At 68.9% G+C, this 23,305-nt stretch carries 22 protein-coding genes; 1 reads left to right on the forward strand and 21 read right to left on the reverse strand.

Annotation, left to right across the window (positions count from 1 at the left end):
• Positions 1–7: 7 nt before the first annotated feature.
• The 6 genes from OG798_RS47490 to OG798_RS56780 all read right to left on the reverse strand — a co-directional run bounded on the left by OG798_RS47490 (position 8) and on the right by OG798_RS56780 (position 6,372).
• The gene (locus OG798_RS47490) at positions 8–640 is read right to left on the reverse strand and encodes a class I SAM-dependent methyltransferase (protein WP_328759210.1); all 633 of its coding nucleotides are present in this window, start codon (positions 638–640) and stop codon (positions 8–10) included.
• Positions 633–2,000: a glutamine synthetase family protein gene (locus tag OG798_RS47495; protein WP_328759211.1), complete on the reverse strand. Its 1,368-nt coding sequence runs from the start codon at positions 1,998–2,000 to the stop codon at positions 633–635. The genes OG798_RS47490 and OG798_RS47495 overlap by 8 nt, the downstream gene beginning before the upstream one ends.
• Positions 2,000–3,424, reverse strand: coding sequence for an amino acid permease (locus OG798_RS47500; protein WP_328760171.1), 1,425 nt, complete (start codon positions 3,422–3,424; stop codon positions 2,000–2,002). The genes OG798_RS47495 and OG798_RS47500 overlap by 1 nt, the downstream gene beginning before the upstream one ends.
• Positions 3,425–3,585: 161 nt before the next feature.
• Positions 3,586–4,617 carry a hypothetical protein gene (locus OG798_RS47505; protein WP_328759212.1) on the reverse strand — a complete coding sequence of 344 codons (1,032 nt, stop codon included), beginning with the start codon at positions 4,615–4,617 and terminating at the stop codon, positions 3,586–3,588.
• A gap of 339 nt (positions 4,618–4,956) precedes the next feature.
• Positions 4,957–5,589 carry a DUF6302 family protein gene (locus OG798_RS47510; protein ID WP_328759213.1) on the reverse strand — a complete coding sequence of 211 codons (633 nt, stop codon included), beginning with the start codon at positions 5,587–5,589 and terminating at the stop codon, positions 4,957–4,959.
• Positions 5,590–5,817: 228 nt separating this feature from the next.
• Positions 5,818–6,372: an ATP-binding protein gene (locus OG798_RS56780; RefSeq protein ID WP_443054112.1), complete on the reverse strand. Its 555-nt coding sequence runs from the start codon at positions 6,370–6,372 to the stop codon at positions 5,818–5,820.
• A 318-nt stretch (positions 6,373–6,690) separates the two neighbouring features.
• Here OG798_RS56780 and OG798_RS47515 point away from each other — a divergent pair, with 318 nt between their 5' ends.
• Positions 6,691–7,920, forward strand: a complete 1,230-nt coding sequence (locus tag OG798_RS47515) for a helix-turn-helix transcriptional regulator (RefSeq protein WP_328759214.1) — start codon at positions 6,691–6,693, stop codon at positions 7,918–7,920.
• Here the strand turns inward: OG798_RS47515 and OG798_RS47520 are convergent.
• The 15 genes from OG798_RS47520 to OG798_RS47590 all read right to left on the reverse strand — a co-directional run bounded on the left by OG798_RS47520 (position 7,901) and on the right by OG798_RS47590 (position 23,268).
• Positions 7,901–8,563 carry an HAD family hydrolase gene (locus OG798_RS47520; RefSeq protein ID WP_328759215.1) on the reverse strand — a complete coding sequence of 221 codons (663 nt, stop codon included), beginning with the start codon at positions 8,561–8,563 and terminating at the stop codon, positions 7,901–7,903. The genes OG798_RS47515 and OG798_RS47520 overlap by 20 nt on opposite strands.
• Before the next feature lie 112 nt (positions 8,564–8,675).
• Positions 8,676–10,475, reverse strand: coding sequence for a DUF2637 domain-containing protein (locus tag OG798_RS47525; protein WP_328759216.1), 1,800 nt, complete (start codon positions 10,473–10,475; stop codon positions 8,676–8,678).
• 112 nt (positions 10,476–10,587) lie between these two features.
• The gene (locus tag OG798_RS47530; protein ID WP_328759217.1) at positions 10,588–13,956 is read right to left on the reverse strand and encodes a hypothetical protein; all 3,369 of its coding nucleotides are present in this window, start codon (positions 13,954–13,956) and stop codon (positions 10,588–10,590) included.
• Positions 13,957–13,988: 32 nt separating this feature from the next.
• Positions 13,989–14,426, reverse strand: coding sequence for a TadE/TadG family type IV pilus assembly protein (locus OG798_RS47535; protein ID WP_328759218.1), 438 nt, complete (start codon positions 14,424–14,426; stop codon positions 13,989–13,991).
• A 14-nt stretch (positions 14,427–14,440) separates the two neighbouring features.
• Positions 14,441–14,875 (reverse strand): TadE/TadG family type IV pilus assembly protein, encoded by a 435-nt coding sequence (locus OG798_RS47540; RefSeq protein ID WP_328759219.1) that lies wholly within the window; start codon positions 14,873–14,875, stop codon positions 14,441–14,443.
• Positions 14,872–15,288 carry a TadE/TadG family type IV pilus assembly protein gene (locus tag OG798_RS47545; protein WP_328759220.1) on the reverse strand — a complete coding sequence of 139 codons (417 nt, stop codon included), beginning with the start codon at positions 15,286–15,288 and terminating at the stop codon, positions 14,872–14,874. The genes OG798_RS47540 and OG798_RS47545 overlap by 4 nt, the downstream gene beginning before the upstream one ends.
• 49 nt (positions 15,289–15,337) lie before the next feature.
• Positions 15,338–15,526, reverse strand: a complete 189-nt coding sequence (locus tag OG798_RS47550) for a hypothetical protein (protein WP_060898280.1) — start codon at positions 15,524–15,526, stop codon at positions 15,338–15,340.
• 27 nt (positions 15,527–15,553) lie between these two features.
• A complete protein-coding gene (locus OG798_RS47555; RefSeq protein ID WP_328759221.1) occupies positions 15,554–16,447 on the reverse strand; it encodes a type II secretion system F family protein in 894 nt (297 codons plus the stop codon).
• Entirely contained in the window at positions 16,444–17,361 is a 918-nt protein-coding gene (locus tag OG798_RS47560; RefSeq protein ID WP_328759222.1) for a type II secretion system F family protein, read from the reverse strand. The genes OG798_RS47555 and OG798_RS47560 overlap by 4 nt, the downstream gene beginning before the upstream one ends.
• A 49-nt stretch (positions 17,362–17,410) precedes the next feature.
• The gene (locus OG798_RS47565; RefSeq protein ID WP_328759223.1) at positions 17,411–18,976 is read right to left on the reverse strand and encodes a CpaF family protein; all 1,566 of its coding nucleotides are present in this window, start codon (positions 18,974–18,976) and stop codon (positions 17,411–17,413) included.
• Positions 18,969–19,841, reverse strand: coding sequence for a hypothetical protein (locus OG798_RS47570; RefSeq protein ID WP_328759224.1), 873 nt, complete (start codon positions 19,839–19,841; stop codon positions 18,969–18,971). Before OG798_RS47570 ends, OG798_RS47565 begins: the two co-directional genes overlap by 8 nt.
• 1 nt (position 19,842) lies before the next feature.
• A complete protein-coding gene (locus tag OG798_RS47575; RefSeq protein ID WP_328759225.1) occupies positions 19,843–20,409 on the reverse strand; it encodes an SAF domain-containing protein in 567 nt (188 codons plus the stop codon).
• A 167-nt stretch (positions 20,410–20,576) separates the two neighbouring features.
• Positions 20,577–21,215, reverse strand: coding sequence for an ATP/GTP-binding protein (locus OG798_RS47580; protein ID WP_328759226.1), 639 nt, complete (start codon positions 21,213–21,215; stop codon positions 20,577–20,579).
• A gap of 287 nt (positions 21,216–21,502) precedes the next feature.
• Positions 21,503–22,096 carry a hypothetical protein gene (locus tag OG798_RS47585; RefSeq protein WP_328759227.1) on the reverse strand — a complete coding sequence of 198 codons (594 nt, stop codon included), beginning with the start codon at positions 22,094–22,096 and terminating at the stop codon, positions 21,503–21,505.
• A 302-nt stretch (positions 22,097–22,398) separates the two neighbouring features.
• On the reverse strand, positions 22,399–23,268 hold the full coding sequence (locus tag OG798_RS47590) for a replication-relaxation family protein (RefSeq protein ID WP_328760172.1): 870 nt from the start codon (positions 23,266–23,268) through the stop codon (positions 22,399–22,401).
• Positions 23,269–23,305 lie beyond the last annotated feature (37 nt).

A 23,305-nucleotide genomic window follows, 5' to 3' on the forward strand; every position in this document is an offset into this window, starting at 1 on the left:
CAGGGGTCTATAGCGTCGGAGCGTCTGCGTAGCCGCTGAGGACCACGCACACGTGGCTGGCGTCCAGTGGGTAGTCCGTTCTCGATCTCCAGCCCGCCCCCAGGTTGCGGATCTGCTCTGGGGTGAGGTTCCTTGCCCATCGGGGCGGGGGCGGGGCGCCTGGTTCGACGAGCGGCACCGTGAGGTGCAGTTGGCCCTTGGGGGTCAGCCAGCGGCCGGCGTCGACGAGGAACCGTTCCCGGTCCAGATAGGGCAGGGTGTTGCGGCACATGATCAGGTCGAACGTGCCGGGCTGCAGGCTGGCCGGGACGGACCGGGCGACGAAGTCGTGCTGGGCGTACATGAGGTGGGGTCCGGAGCCCTGCCATCGGGCCATGGCCAGGGCCGTGGGTGAAACGTCCATGCCCAGGACGCCCAGGCCTGCCGCAGCCAGTCGACGTGACCAGTGGCCGGTTCCACATCCCGCATCGAGCGCCAGCATTCCCGGGGCCGCGTCCACGTGCTGGTGGAAGAGTTCCATCTCCGCATCGGTGATGGGCACGCGCATCCTCGCGTCCCTGGTGTACCAGGCGTCCCACTCCGCAGCCGCAGACAGCGGCACTATCCCCGGGGCCGTGGGCACGGGCAGGAGGTCAGGCATGGAAGAACCCCCTCGCGCGGTCCACGTCCGTGACCTGGCCGTGGTGCGCGTCGATTTCGGCTCGGGCGGCGTGGGCGTAGTGCTGCACCACCGAGGGGCTGAAGGCGTGCGTGGCAAGAGAGCCCTCCGTGAATTCGGCCACTGCCTCGTCGAGAGTGTGCGGCACCGGCCCCGGGAGCGGATTGGCCTCATAGGCGTCCCCTGTACAGGGGTCCGGCAGCATGGGGTGCTTCGTGATGCCGTGGAGGATTCCCGCGAGGACCGCGGCGAGTGCGAGGTAGGGGTTGGCGTCGGCGCCCGGGAGCCGGACCTCCAGCCGGGTGTCCTTGTGGCGGCCGGCGACCCTGATGGCACAGGTGCGGTTGTCGTACCCCCACGTGAAGTTCGTCGGTGCGAAGGAGTAGGGAGCGAATCGCCGGTAGGAGTTGGGATAGGGGGCGTACAGCGGTGCCATCTCGGGCAGTGCGTCGAGGAGTCCGGCAATGGAATGCCCGAGGGCCTCGGGAAGACCCGCGCCAAACCCCGTCTCGAACTTGGGCTCGCTGTCACGCCACAGGGAGACGTGGAAGTGCAGGCCGGAGCCGATGCCCGTCTCGGGGGCGGCCATGAACGTCGGCGTCATACGCTGCGGTGCGGCAATGGCCCGCACAGCGTGCTTGTGCACGGCGTACGTGTCGCAGGCCCGCATCGCATCGCCGTACGGCCACGTGACCTCGATCTGTCCCGGTGCCCCTTCCGTCTTGATCGCCTCGACCGGTGCGTCGGCCTGGTGCAGCGCGTCCCGGAGGGCTCCGAAGAACGCGGAGAGGCCGGGGGGATGGTCGAGGGCATAGTCGAGGTTGTGGGGCGACACGGGCGTCAGGCCCCGGTATCCCGCTCGGCGGCTACGTTCTGCGCTGCCGTGGTAGAGCAGGAACTCACTCTCGATGCCCACCCGGACCTCCCACCCGAGGTCTGCCAGGTACTTGATCTGTTGGCGCAGCATCTCCCGAGGTGCCACCGGGATGCGGTAGCCGTTGTGGTCGTGGGCGTCGCCAAAGATGAGAACGGTGCCGGGCAGGTAGCTCAGACGCCGGATGGCACCCAGATCGGGGACGACCCTCAGGTCTCCGTACCCTTCGTGCCAGCCGGTGAGCCCGAAGCCGTCCTGCGGGGTCATGTTGACGTCGGACGCCAGGATGTAGGCGCACATCTCCGACCCGGCGGGAAGCTGCGTGAGGAAGTGGAGAGCGTCGAAGCTCTTCCCCTTCAGGCGGCCCATCAGGTCCGGGACGCCGAGCATCACCGTGTTGATCTCGTGGGCCTGGACGAGCTCGCCGAGCCTGTCACGGGTGAGACGGTCGTTGATCTCGTCGGTCATCACAGCACGTCCCCGGCAAGAGCAGCGTTCTGAGCAGCGGAGCCGAGCGGGGGAACCTTGTAGTCGCGCTTGCCCTTGGTGATCCACGTGATCCAGGCCAGGACGAGGACCACGGCCAGTGCGAAGCCTGCGTAGTTGAACGACTCGGCGGTGATCGGGGAGGCCTGCGGCAGGCAGAACGCGACCGTCAGGACGATCACGTACACCACGGAGAGGAGCCCAAGGGGGCGGCTCCAGCCTCCGAGGTGCCAGGGTCCGGGCTGGAAGTCCCGGCCGGCGCGGAGGCGGAGGTAGACGGGGATCGCGTAGGCGGGGGTGATCCCGATGACGTTGATCGCGGTGACGGCGGCGTACGCGGTCGGCGAGTACAGGCTCGGCAGCGCCAGGACCAGGGCGACGCCGACGGACAGCCACACCGCGGTGATCGGGGTGCGGGTGCGGTGGCTGACCCGCCGCCACGTCGACGAGAACGGCAGGGCTCCGTCGCGGGAGAACGCGTACAACATCCGGCTCGCAGCGGCGGTCTCCGCGTTGCCACAGAACAACTGTGCGACGATCACGACGATCAGCAGTCCCTTGGCCATGCCGGTGCCGAGGACGTCGATGAAGATCTGCGCCGGGGGGACACCAGTACTCGAACCGAGGGTGCCGTCGTAGTCCTGGACCGCGAACAACAGGCCTGCAAGGAGCACGAAGCCGGCCGCCCAGGACCAGGCGATCGAGCGGACGATGCCGCGGGGCGCCGCTATCTGGGCCTGAGTGGTCTCCTCCGACAGGTGGGAGGAGGCGTCATAACCGCAGAACGTATACGCAGCCAGCAGGCAGCCGAGAGCGGCCACGTAGACGGGGCTGGAGAAGCCGGTGCCGTTGTTGTAGTGCCCGAACACGAAGGACACCGACTGGTGCTGGGCCGGGGCCAGGGTGAGCGCCCCGACGATCAGAGCGACGCCGAAGAGCTGCCACCACACGGAGATGTTGTTGAGGACGTTGACCAGCCGGACCCCGGCGGCGTTCAGCGCGCCGTGGAGGACCAGGATGCCCGCGAAGATCAGGATCGTCGTCTCCGGCGTGGGCGTCAGACCCCACTGGAGACTGGCGAACGCTCCGACGAACAGGGCACAGCCGTAGTCGATGCCTGCGATGGCGCCGAGCAGGCCGAGGAGGTTGAGCCAGCCGGTCACCCACGCCCAGCGGGGGCCGCCGAGACGGTGGGCCATGTAGTAGAGGCCGCCTGAGGTGGGGTAGGCGGACGTCACCTCGGCCAGGCACATCCCCAGAATTAAGGTCATGGCGCCGATGCCGACCCAGCCCCAGATCATGACGGCGGGGCCGCCGGTGTTCAGGCCGTAGCCGAACAGCGTCATGCCGCCGGCCAGGATGCAGATCACGCTGAAGCTGATCGCGAAATTGCCGAATCCTCCCATCCGGCGGGACAGTTCGGGCTGGTAGCCATGCGCGCGCAGCGCGGCATCATCGTCAAGGCGTGCATGGGCTCTACTCGCAGACAACGGAGAAATCCTCTGGTTGTAGGGGGTGGAGTGGTGTGCCAGGTATGGCCCGCATGAGGGCGGAGGTGCTCGACTGCTCATCGGCGACCGTTGCGGTCTCTGAGGGCTCTCTTGCGTGCGGAGCGGAAGTCGTCCTGCCACCACGCAGGGTTCTGGGTGACGTGGGCCCACGGTGCGGGGGTGGCGTAAGGGCCGATCGCGGTGAAGACGTCTGCGGCGTTTCCTACGCCGGTGGCGCTGAGGGCGTGTGCGAGATGGTTCAGATCCGTCAGTGAGTGTTTGCGCGGGTCGCGCGCCTGCCGCTTCTGGCCGGCTGATGTCGCTCCCGGCGCAGGTGCGTTGAACCACCACTCAAGGCCCCGCCACGCGTAGTGGGCCTTCTGGGCAGTCGCCCAGAAGGCAATCACTTTGGTGGTCTGGCTCTGTGCGATGGAGCGCCGGTAGGTCTCGACGAATGCGTACAGGGGCAGCAGCGTCACCGCAGCGCCTTCGGGTGCTGTGCTTGCCACCCACAGAGCGAAGTCCAGGTCACCCGCCCCGCGGGCCTGCAGGACCTGAAGGACCCGGGGGTAGGCCTCCCGGTTGTACGGATCCCGGACGTGGACCCAGTTCAGCACTGTCCACGGTCCGGGCGGCAGAAATCCGTCCCTGTGCACAAACCAGTTCAGCCGGCTGTGCGGCCATGACTGATCGACGTCGGTCTGCGCCAAGGCGAGGAAACAAACCCCCGGTACCGGATCCTCCGGCCACGCGCTTGCCGCGGCCCTGCACGCCTGGTCTGCGACATAGGCCGCGCGGCGTAACTTCTCACCGCGCACGCCGTCACGGAAGGCGTAGAGCGCCCGCTGCGTCAGTACTCGGGCCCACATCATCAGCGCGCTCACACTGCCGGGCTCTTCTTCCCGCCATGCTTCGATGGCGTGGCTCTTGGCGGCGCCCACGGCCAGAGCCTGACTGCGCGACGTCCGTAAAGCCCAGTTCGTTCCGGTGCTTCGAAGCAGCTGCTGCGCTGCGCGCCAGCGGTCCATTTGCAGGTCTTCCATGGCGAGACGCAGCTCGTGGTCCCGTCCTGCAGAGTGAACGATCAGGTCTATGACATCGGTGGCCATCAGTGCACCTCCGAGTGCACAGATGCGGATCCAGCCGCCTGCGGAACCGGGGTAAGTAAGCAAGACATGGGGGGTTGGTGTCCTCAAAACGGGATGGAGGAGCCGTCGGACTGCAGGAGGCTGAAGCCCTAGTTCTGGGGGAGCCAGAGCGGCTTCTGCGGCCCGAGGGCCGATCAGGCGGGTCCGGGAGCGGCCGCCGTGGAGACGCACCGCTGGGAAGCGGCTGGCCATGGCTAGCGGTCGGCGTGTTTGCAGCCGAGTGGAGGGCGAGGGGGGCCGTTGGTAGAGGGGCATGCCCCTGACGCGGACGACCAGGCCGTGGAGCCTTGAGGCGTGCGGTCAGCGCTGGCCGAGGGGCGCGGACGACTGGGCGTGAGCGGCGGTGTATTCGTTGATCCCGGCTTCGTGGTATCCGAACATGCGGCCTCGCGTGGGCCAGTCATCGACGGGTGTAGAGGCACCCCAGCAGACGGTTCTCGGCTCCCACGGCGAGCCGAGCGGCTTACGCTGGCGGACCTTGGGATACCGCTCTGGATGTGCTTCCAGCTGCAGAATGACGATCAGTGCCTCGCCCCAGTTCCCGACGGTCACTTCCCCCGCTACGCGAACCCCGCCCACGGGCACCGCCAGCCGGCTCACGCCTGCGCCGGAGACCCGGGCTGAGCTGAGATCGAGGACGAGGCTCTGCTCGAGCAGGCCGGGCTCCGCCAGACGCTGAGCAAGCGCCGCCCGCTCCCGCTCATCGGCGGATGTCTCCTGCACTGCTGCGAAGGCACTCCGTCCGAGCGTGCGCCGGGGTACGTCCCAGACATCGAACTGCCGCCGCAGCCATCCGATTCCCACACCGTAGTCACGGCAGAGCGCCGCCATAGACGCGCCCTCGCAGGTGTATCGGCGGACCACGGTCGCCTTCTGGGCGATAACTGCTGCGCGATTTGCTGAGACCTCGCGCTTGGTGCGGTGATTCGTCATCAGTCTGTCTCCCGGGCGGCCTCGAAGAGACCTGACGGCTGCGGGAATGGGGGCGGGGAATGAGGTCTGTCGGGTGCGCACCGCGGTGGACACCCGACAGACCGGGCCCGCGCCGGGGGCACGCGGGGGCTTCGAATTACTGAAGGAGGAAGAAGGGCGGCGGTCCGCTCGATACCGCGGGGGCCCGTGGTTTGCCAGTGCCTGGGCGAGCGGACCAGCTCCGCGAAGTCACCCATGTCCATGGCCGGTGCGGCCGCTGACGTCTGCTGCGGCGGCGTGAACTCCAAAGCGGCCATCAGACGGCAGGTTCCTTTGCTGCGGGCACTGCGAGAGAGCACCAGGTCTTCGTGCAGTCGGGCTGACACCCCAGGAGCCGCCGTACTCGGAAGCGATGGACTCAACAATCCACAGCCCCCGCCCGCTCTCGGCATCCAGCTCAGGCGCTCTCAGCCGGGGACTCTCTCGCGAGCCGTCGTCGACCGTCAGCCGGACGGTCTCGCTTGAACAGGAGAGGAGCAGAGACACCGGGCCATCTCCGTGCTCCAGTGCGTTGGTGACCAGCTCGCTCGTCAACAGCCGCATGGGCTCAACGAGTTCAGGTAATCCACACAGACGCAGCCGGGCGGCCACGAGCCGGCGCATCTGCGGAACACGACGGGCATCCTGAGGCGGCATCGGCTGGCACGGGCTCCGTAGCTGCCGCTCGAACCATACGGCCATGGCATCAAGCCGGTCCTCGTGCAGACGGGGTGCGAGGCGAATGGCTGTCGCGGTGAGCGTCATCAGCAGTCACCGCCGCCCGATTCGGAGCAGCCGACTAGCTTCAATCGCCGTCAAAGACGCGCCGTCGATCGAACACCGGGGTAACACGGTCGCCTCCTGGGGGACAACAGGGTGGTAGGGCATGTGGCACTCTTCGATACGCGCCGTAGCCGTGGATCACGGTGTGTCAAGAGTGGCCCTCCGGATGTCCCGTTCCGAGGGCTTTCAGAGGTCTTTTCTCGGTCGAGAAAAGGACTTTTAATGAGCCTTGTAGGTGATGTCTAGCAAGAAACAGGGCCTGCTGTAACACTGTTGATTGAGGCAAGACGGAGGTGTGTAGTGGCACGGCCCGCAGGCAACATTCAGCTCAAGTCCGCCCGGGTGGCGGCAGGTTACCCGTCCCAGCAGGCGCTCGCCGACGCGCTCGGGGTGGGAGTACGTCAGGTACGTCGTTGGGAGTCAGAGGCACCGCCGTGGCCGCAGCCAGAGGTGGGACAGGCACTCTCGCGCTTACTCGGCCAGGATCTCGAGGCGCTCGGATTCCTCTCGCCAACTGGCGTGACGCCGGGGCGAGGGCGCCGGTCTGCACTGGCGACGGCAGCGGCTGCGGTCGGCTTGGCTGCGGTTCCGACACAAGCCGCCGCCGTGCTACAACCGGCCAGCGTGGTGGCCGATTTCGAGGCGGTGACGCGCTCTCATCGGCGCTTGTACTGGTCGGTTGCCCCCGCCGCACTGCATCCCTCAGCCATGGCCCACGCCGCTCTGGGCTTGGTCCTGCTGTCCGAGACGGCCGGACAGACCAGGCGGGGAGTGGCCGCGGCCCTCGCCGAGACGTACCTACTCGCCGGCCGGATTGAGTTCTTCGACCTTCGCGAGCCGGACCACGCAACGCAGACGCTGCTGCGCGCTCTCCAGGCGGCAGGCGAGGCAGATGACCCGCTCATCGGTGCCGCAGCGCTCGCTCACACGGCATTCATTCCGGCGTGGGGCGGACGTCGCGACGAGGCCGTCGAGCGCATGGTGGCTGCGCGTACGTACGCGCGGCGCGGGTCTGCATCGGCGGGGTTGCTTGCCTGGCTGGACGCGGTCGAGGCGGAGTGCGAGACCCGGTGCGGCAACACGCGTCCCGCGCTGCATTTGATCGGTCATGCTGAGGATGTCTTAGCCGCGGACTCCGAGCACGCTGATCCTCCATGGCTGGACTGGTTCAGTCCTGTACGACTAGCTGCATTTAAGGGCAATACGCAGCTGAAGGCCGGCCATCTGCCGCAAGCACGCGAGACCCTCCTCGCTGTACTCAGCACACTTGATCCGAGCGAGGAGAAGCAGACCACCATTGTACTCGGCGATTTGGCCGCGGTAGAGGCCGCTGCCGGACAGCCTGAGGAGGCCTGCAGGTACGCGCTACGGGCACTCGATCAGCTGGAACGGACCTGGTATGCGATGGGAATGGACCGGGTGCGGGAGGTGCGGCGCGTGCTGGCGCCGCACCAGAACGAGCGGTGTGTGCGAGAGCTGGACGACCGACTGTATGGCTGGTCGACGACCGTCAGTGCGCTGACTCGTTGAAGTTGATGATCAGCCCGGACAGCTCAAGGAGACTCTCGATCCTGAAAGCCGGGAGTTTTTCGGCTTCCGTGGTCCGCCACTGAATGGTTGCCCATGGGCCGCGGTGCACCAGCGCGGTGTGCATGCCTGCCGTGACCGCCGGCCGCAGGTCGTTGTCCACGCGGTCACCGACGTAAAGGATCTCGTCGTTACGGAAGGGGACAGCCTCGGCAACGCGCTGGAAGAACTCGGGGGCTGGCTTGCTGGCGTCCCAGTCGTCCGAGGTGCCGATCAGGTCGACGTCCTCCGCGAACAGCTCGCGTAGAAGCTTTCCGGCACGGATTGTCTGGTTGCCTGCAATGCCCAGCCACAGGCCGTCCGCCCGTAGTTGCCTGAACGTTGGCCGGACATCCTCGTACAGGTCCCGCTCATCGAACGCCTCCGGCTGACCGGCGGCCACCCGAAGCTCGCGCTCCTCAGACAAGTCGAAACCGGGTCGGAACTCCTGGAAGACCTCTCGGTAGTCGCGGCCTTGCGCGATGACCGCGCCGAACATGGCATGAAAGGTATGTCGGGGAACGCCGAGCCAGTCGGCCCAGGTGCCATACTCGCGGGTCTCGTCCACCAAACACTCACCGACATCGAACACCACTGCACGAATCATGGCGGCAGCGTATCCGGGCACAGAGAAACGACTCCCAGCAGCCGATCAGGGATTCTCGGTGATCGCCTTCCCTATGGGGCAGCTGATGAGCAAGGCGCGCGTCGAGTGGACATCAGCTCTGGGCATCGTCACGGTGACGGGCGAGAGCCTTCCAGCGGCGTTCAAAGTCGTGGGCCTGCTTCGTAATGTCGGTAGCAGCGATGGGGTTGTTGTACTGGGCGGTGATCCCGCGCGTTGCGCAGTCCTGCGCAACGGCGTCGGCCAAGGGCGCCTCATTGCGCATCCGGTGCTCGGCCCAGACGCCGTAGGCACGGAAGGACAGGAGGTATCTGCGCAGCGTGGACGGGCTGATCGGCTTCCCGCCGCGGCCCTGCACACCCTTCTCGTCGAGGTAGACAGACAGTTGCTTGTCTGTGGGCTCGGCGCCGCGCTGTTTCTGATGTTCTACCCACGCGAGGTAGTAGCGATCGACGGTGGTGAGGTCGCTTTCCTTGTTCGCCTCCGCGGGTGCGGTCTCCTCATCGGCAATAGCAGCGTTTACCCGGAGGCCTTGCCTCCCCTCCGCAGCCTGTGCTCCCACAATGGCGGGTGCTGGAGGTGCCTGTTCGCCAGCTTCATGGTCCGTCTCTTCGCCCTGCGAGTCACCGTCGCCGAACTCGCGCTCCTGGAAGGCGGCAACGAAGTCCGCCAGGTCCTCGCCTGTGAGGGGCTGGCCGGTCGCCCCGGTGATGCCGTCCCGCTGGAACACGTATGCCGCGAGGGCGGCTGCGTCGGGGTACTGGCCGTACTGATGCGCGTACGTGAGCCAGGCACTGTAGAAGAACCCGTCCCACGACTTGTCTGCTGCGGCCGGTTCCGTGTCGTCCGGAGCAGGATGGGCTTCGGCCGGTGAGGTGTAGTGCTGCTGGAAGGCCCTGAGCAGGGGCAGCAATTGGTCATCAGAGAGCGGACCACCGGCTGCGGTAGAGATACCGAACTCGTCTCGGAGGAAGGACGCGAACTGGGCGGCTGTGGGCTCAGTCTGGAACTGAGTGCGCCACAACTGGTAGGCCTTGGCGAAGCGTCCGTCGGCGGCGTCGATGGACGCCTGATCACGAGGCTGCTCGCCGCCCACCGGCTGGGCCTGCATGACACGCTGTGCCTCCGTGCTCACCTGCTCGACGGTAAGCGGGGACAGGAGAGCGGGCTCTATGCCCGCCGCCGCCAGGCCGGAGGGGGCGGTCTCGGCGAGCGGTACGCCGTAGCGGGCCAGGCGCAGCGGCATCATGGACTCCACCGGGGCTTTGCGGCGCCAGGCGCGGCCGAAGCGGGAGTGGAGGCGGGCCTGGTAGACGAGGCGGTCCTGCTCCAGCTTGATGACCTGCTCGTAGGAGCGCAGCTCCCACAGCTTCATGCGGCGCCAGAGGAGGAAGGTCGGGATGGGTGAGAGCAGCCAGCGGGTGAGGCGGACGCCTTCCATGTGCTTGTCGGCGGTGATGTCCGCGATCCGGCCGATCGCGTGCCGGGCCGCCTCGGCGGAGACCACGAACAGGACCGGGATGACGGCGTGCATGCCGACGCCCAGCGGGTCCGGCCAGGCCGCCGCGCCGTTGAAGGCGATCGTCGCGACCGTCAGCAGCCACGCCGTCTGGCGCAGCAGCGGGAAGGGGATGCGGATCCAGGTCAGCAGGAGGTCCAGGGCGAGCAGGACGCAGATACCCGCGTCGATGCCTATCGGGAAGACGTACGCGAAGTTCCCGAAGCCCTTCTTGAGGGCCAGCTCGCGCACGGCCGCGTAGGAACCCGCGAAGCCTATTCCCGCGATGACGAGCGCACCGGCGACGACCACACCGATCAAGATGCGGTGTGCCCGGCCAAGCTTTGCTGCTGGCGTCGTACTCCCTGCTGTCCCGTGCTGCTGGCTTTTCCCCATCAAAGACCTCGTATCTCAACGACTGTCACACGTGCGCGTTGAGCAGTGCCGTGGGGCGGGTCGAGCGCCGGGTCTTGCGGTGGTCCGCAGTGGCTGTTCTGCTGGAGGATGATCACTGGGCCGGGGCCTGTCTGTCGTTGGTGCTCAGGAGGTCGTTGATGAGTTGCTCGGTCTCGATCTCCAGTGAGCAGTCCAAAGCGCGGTTGATCTGCTGGACGCGGGTGATGGCGGTGTGGAGGCCCTGTCGGTTCCCGGCGGCGGTCTCGATTCTCATCCAGTCCCGGTAGAGCAGCTCTGCTGTGTCGTCGACGTCGAGGCCGGTCGCGACGGCCTGGCGGGCCGCGGTGAGGTCGTGGTGCGGACCTGCGGGGGTGCGGTGGGTGGCCACGGTGTGGGTCACGTCGATGATCCGGGTGATCATTTCCTGCTGGTAGGGCTCGGCCCAGGGCAGGGGCTTGCCGCCGAACGGCCGGCCCCGGACCAGAGTGAGCGCCTTCTCCAGATCGGTCAGGCCGGACGGGCCCAGCGGCAGGGCGCGTTCGACGAGTTGCAGGAAGCGGGTCCAGTCGCAGCGCACGCCGGGGGAGAGCCGGTAGGGGTCCTCGCCGGACTTGCGGCGGGGAACGTAGGGGTTGCCGGCGGGGTCGCTGCCCAGGGAGCGGCGCAGGCCCTGCAGCCGGGCATTGAGGGTGCTCGCCGACCAGGGGCTGACGGGGTCCATGTCAGTGCACAGGATTTCCGCGCTGCGTCCGGGCCGGAAGTACAGCAGCGTGGCGAGCTGGGCGATCCGCGGGCCGTGGCCGGTGCTGTCCACGCCCGTCACGTCGACCGGGCCCAGGACCCGGATCTCCGGCGCGCGCAGATCGTGCGCCTCGCACTCCTCAACCTCGTGCGCCGCGTCTTCCTCGCCGGAGTTCTCGCCCCCGTCCGTCTCCGGGGCTGCTGGGGTGGGACCCGTCGTCGCTTCGGTGCCGGGGTCTTCCTGGGCAGGGTCTTCTTCGGCCTCGGCTGCCGCCTCGGCGGTGGGCAGCAGGCGCAGTCCGGCCGGATCGGTGGAAGCGGCGAGCAGGGCCGGGAAGATCTCGGTGCTCACGTCCGCTGCCCGCGAGGGGCTCGTAGGAGCGTCCGTCGTGGGCGCGGTCGTTCTCTCCGGCGCGAGACGCTGGGGCTGCTGCCTGCTGTCGGGTTCGTCCGGGACCTCCTGCCAGGGCCCCTCGGCCGGGTGGGCCGGCTGCCCGGACACTTTCAGCGCGGTGGTGATCTGCAGGTAGGCGGCATGCTTCAGACGCTGCATGGTGATTTCGGTGCCGGCGTAGTCGAGTTGCTGCGGCTCGTTGAGTGAAGCGTTGAGGATCTCCGCTTCGGGGAAGTGCGCGGCTGCCGTACTCGCCGGGGCCACCAAGGTGACGGGAACTGTTCCGGCCTTGTCGATGACGTCGGCGAACTCCCAGGCAAGGTCCGCGTCCAGAGCGGACGCGCACAGGAGCAGGTACGGCTGATGCTGGGTTTCGGGCATCTGGTGTGCTTCCAGGAGCCGTTCGCTCAGGTCCCGCAGCGCGTGCGCGGCCTGCCGCATGTGGGCGATCCGCGCGGTGGGCAGCAGCTGCGGCAGGTCTTCGCCGAACCCGATGGTGACGACCTCGACGTCGCTCGCCCACGGGCTCATGCCGAGCTCCAGGGCGAGGGAGGTGCACACCTCGGTGATGTGGACGGGGTTGCCGTCCAGCAGCATGGCGGGCACCTGGGTGAGATTGAGCAGCAGGAGGTCACCGGCCTCGGTACTGCCGATCGTGACCAGCGCCGGATACGGCGCCGGTACCTCGTGGGCAGCCTCCTCGTCCAGGAGGGGCGCGTCGGCGGGCAGGACCCACCAGCCGCCCTGCCCGGGCACGAAGGGCGCCCGCGGCTCGTGGGCCATGTCTTCGGGTAGCACCTCGAGCGTGCGGGCGCCGATCCGCGCGGCCCGCAGCTGAGGCAGTTCGCTGTCGCCGTCCTGGGCTGCCTGGTGGGCCAGGGTCCGCAGGGCTACGTCCAGGCGTGCGGCGCCTCCCGGCTCGGCGGCTGCCGCCAACTGTGCCTCCGCTGGGGAGATCTCGGACGCGATCGCGATCGTCTCGCCCGGCTTGCGGCGACGGCGCTGCAGCAGCCGGCGCAGCGCGAGCGCCCCGGTGATCGCTGCCGCCAGGAGCGCGCCGGCGCCGAGGACGGTACGCAGCTGCAGTGTGCCGCTTGCCGGGGATGAGGCGGGTTCCTGGGGTGCCGTAGCCGTGGGGGAGGGGGCATTGGATGCGGACGGCTCGGCGGACGCCGTTGCGGAGGTGCTCGCGGTGGGGCGGGGAGCCGCGGATCCGGCCCCCTGCTCCTGGTCAGGCTGGCGTGTGGGACGGCTGGACGGTGTGCTGGACGCGGACGTCCGTGGTGCGGGCGAGGTGGACTGGCCTGGCGCGGGAACCTGCGTGTGCGTGTGGTCGGCGCCGGGCTTGTGCCCGCTGTTGGGAGCGTTGGTACTCGGCGGGGTGCTCGACGTGTCGCCGTTCTCGCCCTCGGCGGCCTTCTCGTCCCGTGGGCCGGGCACGGTGACCTGCTGCCCCGGGTAGATCACATCCGGGTTGGTGATCTCTGGCAGGCCCTGCGGCTGGGGTTTGCCCCGGCTGGCTTCGAACAGCTTCGGCCACTTGGCGCCGTCGCCGAGTTCCTTCTGGGCGATCTCCGACAGATAGTCGCCGGGCTGCACCGTAACGGTCGCCCCGCGCTCGCCGTCGGTATCCGGAGCACTCCTGTTCAGCTGTGTCCGGGCGTCTCCCGCCTGCGCGCTGGCTGGGCTGACGGCTGGTGTGGCAGGGACGGTATCGGAGGGCAGCGTGATGACCGCGCCCTTGGGTAAGTACTGGTCGCCCGCGGCGAGGCCCGGGATGGCGGGGTTGAGGGCGGCGATGTCCTGCCACCGCTGTCCGCTGCCGAGGTACTTCTCCGCCAGGTCCCATGGCAGCTCGGTGGAAGAGCTGACGGTGTGTGTCGGGCCGTTGGTGCCCTCGGCCGACGGCGACGCGGCGGACGTGGCGGACGTGGCGCTGGGCGTGCTGGTGCTGGCCGTCTGGGTGGCGGTCACCGCGTGGGCGGGCGCCGAGGTCGCCGCGGAGGCGGCGGTCGGGGCGAGCAGCACGATCCCGCCGACGAGGAACGAGGCCACGGACTGCAGGCCGCCCAGGCCGCGCAGGCGCGGGGCGGAACGGCGCCGCGCGACAGCGACGACCTCCAGGACCACTGAGAAGGTGAACGCGGCCCAGGCCACCCACCCGATGCAGGTGATGGCGGTGAAGAAGAGTGTGCCGTCGTCCGGGCGGAGCAGGACATCGACACCGCCGGACAGGTCGGTGGGCTGCGTGCCGACGAGCAGCAGAACGTACGGGGTACCGGCGAGCAGGGCGACGAGGAGGGCGAGGCCGAGCAGCGCGCGCACCAGAATGCCAACGGTGCGCAAAGGTGCGGGGGTTCGGTGGGCCACGGTGGGGCTCAGCCTCCAGCCTGGGTCTGCAGATGTGCGGTCGCGGTGCCGGTCACGTTGATGGTTCCCTTGCCGATCAGCTGCGCGAAGTAGGTGTTGTAGGTGTCGTGGACGGTGACTGTCATGGTCTGTCCGTTGTCGCTGATCTGGACGTCGCCTTGTACGTCGGCGGCGGCGAGATAGTTCTGGGCGGCGGCCTGGGCGGCGTCCGGGTCGATGGTGATGGCGGTGCCCTCGATCGCCTGGGCGGGGTCGAGTTGCTGTCCGGCGGTGCGGGCGGCTTCCTGGGCGAGGGATTCCGCGCGGTTGGAGGCGTTGAGTGCCCCGCCGCCGTCGACGAGGAGGCCCATGACCATCAGCAGTGCCACGGTGGTCACTGCGAAGAACAGGGACATCGAGCCGTCGTCGCGGCGCGCGCGCAGTGCGGCGAGACGGTTTCTCAGCACAGCAGTCAAGATCATTAGCGGGCCCTGTAGGTGTCGATCGGGCTGGTCCAGGACGCGGTGATCGTCTTGGCTCCGGGCAGGCCGGGCACGCCGATGTCGTACAGGTTCGCGGTGCACGAGATCGTCGCGGTGACGGTGGCGGCTTGGCCGACGTCGGTGGCGTAGCCGGAGGTGTCGATGGAAACGCTCGAGGTCTGGCAGGTGACGCCGTCACCGTCGAGACTGCGGGTGACCGCTTCCAGGGCTGCTGCCTGCGCGGTGCCGGCGTCGCGCTCGAGGGAGGCGGCGCGGGCGGCCGCGTGGGCGGCGGCGTCGACCGCGCCCTTCGCGTCGGTGACCCGGCCGAAGGCGATCATGAGGCCGAGGATGATGATCAGGACGGGGGCGAGAACCGCGGTCTCCAGCGCGTAGCTGCCCCGGTCCTGGCGCAGCAGGCGGGGGCGCGTCACGGGTTGGTCCAGCGTTCGATCGGGCCGTCGGCGTGCTGGGTGACGTGCAGTGTGAGGCCGGGGACGAGGGTGGCGACGTCGCCGGTGACGGTGATGCGGATCTGCTGGGCGGTGCTGCCGTCTGCCGAGACCTGGGCGTCTTTGACGGAGCCGCCGAAGCGGGCGAGGTAGTCCTGGGCCTGCATGACACCGTCGCCTTCGCTGGCGCCGAACGCCCGTCCGGCGTCCACGCCTTGCCGTGCGGCGGACTGGGCGACCTTGCGGGCGTGGTAGTACAGGCCGACCTGGATGGTGGTGAAGGCCAGCATCAGCACCACCAGGGCCAGGGTGGCCAGTTCGAGGCCCAGCACGCCGTCGTCCCCGCAGCGGATGCGTGCGCGGATGGCCCCGAGGTGCCGTGATCGGCGTCCCACCGTTTCCCCCCTCGATCGTCGTCGGTGTCGTATCTGTGTGCGGCCGTCCTCAGCCGCCGTCGATGATGCCGATCTTCTCCAGGAGTTTGGCGCGGATGGCTGTGACGAGCAGGCCCGCGCCGACGAGCAGGGCGCCGGCGAGGACGGCGAGTTCGGTGCTGGTGGCGCCTCTGTCACGGGCGGTGCGCAGCTGCTCGGCGCGGGCGCGGATCCATACGGTGAGGAGCTGGATGTCCATGGGGTCCGTTTCCTTTCGGGCGCCAGCTCAGCTGGCGAGGATCGTGTTGACGATTGGGATCATGACGAAGGCGAGCATGAGGATCACGGCGAGGGTGACCGGGAGGACCATTGCCGCGGAGGCCTCGTTGGCCTGTGCTTTGGCGTCGCTCAGCAGCGCGATGCGCAGCTGGCGGGCCTGGGACTGCAGGGTGGTGTAGACGGCGGCGCCGTCTCCGGCCAGGGCCAGGGTGTCGGCGGGCCGTGTCAGTTCGGGGATGTCGAGTTCGTCGCCGAGCTGCTTGAGGGCGTCCCATGGGGTGACGCCGGCGAGCTCGGCGTGGTCGAAGACCTGGCGCATCCGCTGGAAGATCCAGCCGTCGCCGACCTCGGCGGTCTGGGTGAGTGCCTGCCCGGCGCCGCTGTTGGCGACGCGGGCCAGGGCGACGCGCTCGAGGTAGGAGGCGGCGGCATGCCGCACGATGAGGCGGGCGGCGGCCGCGTCGCGTTTGACGTCCTGCCGGGGGCTGAACCAGAACAGCGCCCCGAGGAGGAGAGAGACGCCGGCCGGGATGGCGAACGGGAGTGGGGTGCCGGCGAAGGCGAGCATCGCCTGCAGCAGCTGGGGGGCGAGCAGACCGTACAGGGCGAACAGGACGCGCTTGCCGAGGTGTTCGGCCGGGGAGATCCGCAGCAGTCTGAGGTCGCTGAGCGGCAGGCGGATACGGACGCCGAACTCGTCGAGCAGCCGGGCGCCGACGCGTTCCGGCACGCCGCGCGCGCCGGGTGGCGCGGCGACGGGCATGGCGTTGGTGAAGTGGGCGGCGTCGAGGCGGTCCAGGACGCTGGCCAGGTCCGGCTTGGTGGGCAGGGCGGCGCGTACGGCGAGGCCGATCATCACGCCCGCCGCGGCCGCGGGCAGCACCGCGTTCATGGGGATCATCGGGTGTCCCCTTCCAGGACGGCCAGGTGGGAGGGCAGCGGGTCGAGCAGTCGTGGGTCGGGCTTCGTGCGGGCGATGCGGCGCAGCCACGACAGGGTCCATGCGAACAGGCCGCCCAAGACAATCAGCGCGACCTGTCCGACCGGGCTGGCGTACCAGCCGGACCAGGCGTTGTTCAGCATGCAGCCCATGACCACGATGCAGATGACGAGCGAGACCTGGCGGGAGGACTTGCGGACGGAGGCGCGGTCGGCTTCGACGTCACGGGCGTCGGCGGCCTGCTGGTGGATGGTCACCGCGAGCGCTTCGAGAGCGTCGGCCAGGCCGGGGCCCTTGTAGACGGCGTGGCTCTGGAAGAGCAGGACCACGTGGTCGGAGACGCCGTCGGCGAGCTCGTCCGCGAACATCGCGAACGCGAGATGGGCGTCCATGCCGGTGCGCAGCCGGTCGGCCAGGCGTTGCACGTTGCCCGCGATCGGGCCGGGTGCGTTCTTCGCGGAGGCCCGCACGGTCTGGGTCAGCGAGATGCCCGCGGTATGGACGCCCGCGAGGTGGTTGAGCCACTGGGCGAGCGCTTCAAGGCGTTCGATGCGGGCCTGCGCCGCGCCTCCAGGGTGCAGCACGAACGGCAAGCCCAGGACGGCGGCGCCGGCGAGCAGGCCATGCACGGGCCAGCCCGTGTACGCCCATACCAGCAGGGTGACGACGGCGGCTGTGATGACGAGGTGGCGCCAGCGGCGCTGCCAGCTCTCGGGCAGTTCGTCCTTGGCGCGGCGCATCCGGGCGGCGATGCGGGAGGGCGGTTTGACGGGGTCGGGGATACGGCCGCGGAGTTCGCGGGCGGTGGCGACCGCGGCGATGACTGCCAGCACGGCGCAGCAGGCCGCGACCAGGGCGAGCTGAGACGTGGTCACTGGTCCCTCCGGGGCGGCGTGATCCGGTACGGGGCAAGGTGGCGGCCGGTCATTGTCGTCCCACCGTCTGCAGGGGCTCTCCCCACCAGCCGTGCGGGTTCTCGGCCAGCCACGAGCGGGCGATCAGGCCGGTGCGCTCCAGTTCGTCGATGAAGGACGGCATGTTCTGGTAGATCGCGCGCGGGTCGCCACCGCCCGGGGCGAACAGCTCGGTGGTGGTGGGCCGTCCGGCCTCGCCGACGACGTCGTGAATCTCGTAGATGTGGGAGACGAAGCGGTGCTTGCGGCCGCCGACGCCGGTTTCGTCGAGGTAGGTGAGGTAGACGACGACGTCGATCGCGGAGGCGATGAGGTGGTGGGCGGCCTCGGTGGCCATGCCGGCCTCGGTGCACAGCTGCACCAGGCGGGAGACGATGGCGTGCGGGCGGCGCACGTGCATGGTGCACATCGACCCGGATCCGCCGGCGGACATCGCCTGCAGCATGGGGACGATCTCGGTGGAGCGGACCTCGCCGACGATGACGCGGGTGGCGTTGTAGCGCAGCGCCGTCGCGAACATGTCCGCGATGCTGACCTCCCCGGCGAGCCGGTCACCCGTGCTTCGTTCACCGTTGGACTGGCGTGCTTCGAAGGCGAAAGTCACGGGGCCGGGCTTCGGGCCGGGCTCGTCCAGGTAGAGCTCACGGTCGGATTCGAGGGTCACCAGCCGTTCAGCGGGCGGGATTTCCCGGCCCAGGGCGCGCAGCAGGCTGGTTTTGCCGGCGCCCATGTCGCCGACCACGAGGACGTTCATCCGCGCCTGGACGCACGCGGTGAGGAACCGCTCCAGCAGCGGGTTGATCGACTGCCACTGCACGAGCTCGCCGATGCCGTGCTGGCGGATGCGGTGCTTGCGGATGACGACGGAGGGGCGGCTGGTGAGCAGGCTCGCGGTGACACGGGAGCCGTCGGGCATCCGGAAGCCGACCATCGGCGTCGCCTGCGTCAGGGCACGCTCACCCTGGCCGGACTGGCGTGCCATCCGATTGACCCACGTGATGAGCTCGTCGTGGGAGTCGGCGACCTTGTCGATCGTGCGACGCGGGCGGTCGTAGTACTCCACGTGCGCAGTCAGCCCGTCGACCATGACGTCTTCGACGCCATCCTCGTCGAGGAGAGACTGCAGGCGTCCGCCGCGGAACATGGCGTCGTAGACCGCGGTGGCGATGCGGCCTTCCTCGTCCTGAGTCAGCGGGGTGTTGCCCTGCGCGTATTTGGCGGCCCAGTCGGCGACGGCGGTGTTGGCGAGCGAGCGGGCCAGGGCGCGCCGGTCCGGCTCGGCCATGGTGCGCTCGGGGTCCTTCTTGCTCAGCTCGGCGGACACGTCGGCCTGCAGGGCTTCGATGACCTCCCAGCCGACCGGCAGGAGTTCCGTCGGCAGTCCGGCCAGCCGGGGAACGGCCGTGGGACTGACGGTGCCGCCGGGCCCCGCGGGCGGCGCAGCCGCGGTAGGAGCCGTGGGCGGAGCGGGCCGCCGGTCGCCGAGCTTTCCGGTGAGCAGATGGGCGATGTCGTCGCGGCCCATCGGCGTTGGGATCTGCCCGTTGACGCCGGCGCGCTGGTGCGTGTCAGCCACGGCCGCCTCCTCGCTGGGCCAGCCGGTCCAGGAGGCCCGAGAGCTGCGGGTGGGCCGGGGCGCTGGCGTAGTGCTGCTGAATGTGGCGGCGTGAGGCGAGCGCCTCGAACTGCTCGGTGGCGGTGCGGGCGTAGCGCAGCAGCGGGCTGCGGGCAAAGCCGCGCGACGGCTTCCCCCCGGTGGTGAGGTAGGCGGCAGTCTCCGGGTCCCACGGCAACGACGCCAGTACTGGGGCCTCGAGGGCCTCGGCGACCTGGTGCGAGCGGAAGGGTCCGTCCTCGATGAGGAGCAGGCCGAGCGCGTCGGATCCGGAACCGTGCTCGTCGAGTTCGGCGCGCAGGGGCCGCATCAGGTGGCGGGCCAGGGTGAGGCCCTGCTCGGTGCCACGGACGGCAAGCAGCACAAGGTCGGCTCGGTGCAGGAGCGGCGCCGGGGTGAGAGTGGGGTGCAGGTGCCCGGATTCCAGGGCCAGGCGCCCGGCGTCGACGAACACGTCGTGGCCGGCGGATTCGGCCATGACATGCAGGACGTCAGCGAGCGCCGGCCAGGTCCGGCTCAGGGATCCGGCCTGGGCCGGATCGGTCAGCCCGGGCAGCACCTTGCGGTGTCCGGCCTGGCCGTCCAGCGGCCACAGGTGCGACGCGAACGCATTGGCCAGCTCGACCGGTCCGACGCGGTCGGCGGCCGCCAAGTGGTAGAGGCCGTATCCGGCACTGATCTGGCCTTGCAGCAGCCCGGCCCGGATGGTGCCGCCGGCCGGGTCGCACTCGGCGAGCAGGGACGGACGGCTGGAGGCCAGGGTGAGGGCGAGCGCCGCGGTGGTCACGCCACAGGACTTCGCGGAGACGATACAGGTGACGGGCATGTCAGTTGCTCCGCGGTTCACGGACCAGCGCGATGCGCCCCTGGGAGGCGCGGGTGGCCAGGACAGGGCCGTCGGTGGTGGCGACGGCAAGGTTGACGACGACGGACCCGGTGGCGTCCGGACGGGACAGCGACACGACAACCGCGTTGATCGAGGACGGGGCTGCCGCGTCGTCCTTCGTGCTGGTGCTATCGCCCTGAGCCGGAGTGGTGACGGCGAGGACCTTGTCGCCAGCGGCCAGAGTTCCGGCCGGGGCCTGGCCGCGTTTGACCAGTACGCCCACCTGCTGCCTGGTGTCACCCAGACCGGTGCCCGCTGCAAGCTGCGAGGCGAGAAGCAGTCCGCCCTTGCGCAGGTCGACGGCCGTCCGCTTGCCGAGCACGGAGGCCTTGTCGGATGCCTGCAATGGGGACAGGGCGGAGTCAGTGGAGACCTCGGCCACGGTCACATCCGCCGCTGTCAGGGCCTGTCCGGCCGGCACGTCACGGGCGACGGCCAGCACCTTCGTACGGTCGCTCGCCGAGTTGACGGCCGCCGCCGCGCCCAGCGCTGCGACTACCGCAAGCACAATGCACAGGGCGGCTACCGACCAACGCCGCTCCCGCTTGACCGGTGGGGTCGTGGTGATCGGGATCTCGGGGCGGGCTGCCGTGCCTTGCGGACGTGGCACTGTCGGCGCGGCGGGGGTTTCCATGACGGTGGGGCCTTCCAGGGGTTCGAGGGACGCGTGGCCAGTCAGTTGTTGAGGACCTGGACCTCGGCCACCGTGATGTCCACGGCGCTGCTACGGATCTCGGTGAGCTGGCCGGTCTGCCCGCCGCCCTGCCAGTCGATCGTCCAGGTGGAGGTCGCGGTGACGTGGTACTTGCCCGAGTACTGGGCGGAGGACGGCTGTTCGTAGAGGTGGCCGCAGTCCGGGGAGGGCTGTTTTCCGTATGCCGCCTTGTACGGGGTTCCGGCGGTGGCGCAGGTGACGGTGTTGCCGTCGCCCATCGTCCACACGATCTTCGTGACGTGGGCGGTCGCGGTGACGGTGACAGCGCCCGCGGAGGCGCTCTTGCTCTGTGGGCCGTATGTCTCCGCTGATTTCGTGTCCCATAGGTAGACCGGCATGCCGACAACGCCTTTGCCACCCGGTTTGGGAGTTATGCCGATTTCAGGGCCCAGGAGGGTCATCTGTTTCACGGCTTGTTGGGCCAGCTGGTCCGGGTCGACGGCTGCGGCGGTCGGGTCGGTTGCCGAGTACACCGTGCCGCCCGCCAACGGGTTCCCCGGGCATGTGACGTTGTAAAACGCGCCTTTGTCGCCCGGCTTCCAGTCGGCGGGCACGCCAGTCGCCAGCCGCGCTCTGGCCGGATCGGGCTGCGGGTTCATGAGTAGCCAATAGCAGCCGTCTGCCGAGTTGAAGTTGCCCATGCCGGGCCTCGAACACGGGACCGTCTGACCGCGGACCTCGCAGACACGCTTCCCGCCGCTCGTCGTGCCGGAACCGGACGGTTTGCTGCCTGCGGGTGAACCAGGGTCCTGGGCGGTGATGTCGCATTTCAGCTGGTCCGGGGGGCAGTCCACGCCGCCTCCAGGGCCCCCGGCTGCCGCGACGCCGGCCGAAGCGCCCAGCAGGACAAGGACCAGCTTCCCTAAGGAGGTTGTACGACGTGCTCTCAGCATGTGCGCCCCCGGTCGATTTCGGTCGTCCAGATGATCCACTTGCCGTTCGAGTTGATCGCGGTCGCGTTGTACACCACCCGGACGGGCGCCGTCCCGACCGGGACCTTCTTGCCTGTCTTCACGTTCACTTCGTCGTAGTGACTGGTGTCCACGCAGTCAGCGATGGTCGCCTTCATCGGCTTCGCTGCGGTGTCGATACCGGTGATCTCAGGCGAGTTAACGGGCTCGCCCTTCAATACCGTGCCGTGGTCCTGGTAATAGATAAGCGTCGCCTTGATGTTGGACAGCGCCTTGTTGCCGGCGTAGTCCTCGAGCCTCGAGTCGAGCTTCGCCGTGGCGTACGTCCGGTTTCGTGCCTTCCACATGTTGCGGTAGGTGTCGAGGACCGCCGTTTTCTCCGCGGCATTGGGATCGACTGACTGCGTTGCCGACGGGGTGGCCGACTGCTTCGGACTGGCATCATTGCTGCCCGAGGAACAACCGGTTGTGACCGTGAGCACGGCCAGGGCCAGAAGCAAAACCGCGGTCCGGTGATGATTCCGGACGCGAACCGCCGAATGAGCAGTCGGTCGTGCGGAGCCTGCCACTCTTCCTCCCCGTATGGTTCGATTCACTGCTGGCGGAGGCGTGCCGCATTGGACCACCCCGGTGGGCAGCGTGATCAAGCTGCCATGGTGCGTTTGCGTAGCGAGAAGGTTACGCATATGCCAGATGGTTTCTGTCTGAATTAGCCAACAACATGGGTAACTTGGCTTAATTTCAGTCACATCCTGTCTTTGTAATCGCCAATCATCCTTGTCGGCGTTCTCCCAGCCCGGCCTTTTGGTGCTGGTGTGCGTCAGCCATGTATGTGGCGCCTCAAGCGGCCCTGATCGTGCACTTTGGAACATCACAGCTCGGTCCAAGGCCGTGGCTTCCCGCCGGCTAGTGGTACCCACCGCGGTGCGGTCGAGCCGTGGGTTTCGAGGTCGTCGAGGACTGCGGCGCCGAGGGGCACTTCCCGGGCCAGGGCAGCGACGAGTGGATGCTGTGTGGCCATGGCCTGCAGGTCGTGGATCCGGTTGGCGAGTACGCGTGGTGTCGCGCCGGTCAGGATGAACAGCACGCGTGGGAAGACCGGATACCAGCGCAGCCAGGCCGCTCCTGCTCCGGCTTGCTGGCGTCGGGAGCGTGCGCGGCCGATGAGCTGCGGTTCGTACGACCACAGCCGCGCGTACTCGATCAGCTTGGACGCCAGGCGTTCGCTGCCCATGGTGGTGCGGTCGACTTCGATGAATGCCCGTAGTTTCGTGCGTTGTTCACTGCCGGCGAGGGTGTAGTGCATGACTGCGTCGGCGATGACTTTCTCGCCGTCGCTGAGGGGGTGGGAGACCTCGGGTGTCCAGTCCAGGTGGCCGTGTTCGTCACCGCGGCGGCGGGCGTCGGTGACGAAGGCCAGGTGGGAGCGGACCACGGTGAGGGTGTGTGGGGTGCGCAGGGAGGCGGCCGTTGCCGAGGTGATGGGGTAGGGGGGACGGCCGCGCAGCGCCGGCCAGTCCCGGGTGAGGCGGGCGCCGTCGGGGGTCAGGAACCAGGCGCGGGACCGGTTGGACTGCGGCAGCACCGTGTAGTCGAGCAGGCCTTTGCGGCGCAGCTTGTTGAGCGGGTTGGAGAGGGTCTGCCGGGTCGCGTGGGGTCGCAGCAGGGTGTGGAGCTGGCTGGTGGTGGCCATGCGGTGCTGGGCGAGCGCGGCCAGGAGCTGGTGCGGCAGCGGCTCCATGGGGCTGGGCACGAGCCCGGACGGCTTGGACTGGGCG

Source organism: Streptomyces sp. NBC_00271 (assembly GCF_036178845.1).
Lineage (GTDB): Bacteria > Actinomycetota > Actinomycetes > Streptomycetales > Streptomycetaceae > Streptomyces.